At 67.0% G+C, this 261-nt stretch carries 1 pseudogene; it reads right to left on the bottom strand.

Annotated elements, in window-relative coordinates:
* Nucleotides 1-140 precede the first annotated feature (140 nt).
* Nucleotides 141-261: pseudogene (locus tag SB751_RS32070) on the bottom strand (LysR family transcriptional regulator); the annotation flags it as partial.

Raw genomic sequence — 261 nt, 5'->3', positions numbered from 1 at the left:
GCACATCATCGAGATCGTCGCCGTCATCCTGTTCGGCATCGCGGTGATTACGGGCGCGGTACGCGCACGTACCCGCGACCGGACGTAGCGCACGCGCGCCGCCGCGGTATCGCGAACCCCGCACCGCGCGCGGCGCGGTGTCACGGTTGCGCGTCGATATAGGCAGCCAGTTCTTGCGGGGTGCCCGACGGAAACGCGCTCTTGAGGTGATCGAGAAACGCGGACACGCGCGCGCTCAACAATCGCCTGGAAGGATACAGC

The organism is Cupriavidus sp. SIMBA_020, assembly GCF_046535395.1.
Taxonomy (GTDB): Bacteria; Pseudomonadota; Gammaproteobacteria; order Burkholderiales; family Burkholderiaceae; genus Cupriavidus; species Cupriavidus campinensis.
This window is presented reverse-complemented; position numbering and strand designations above follow the sequence as displayed.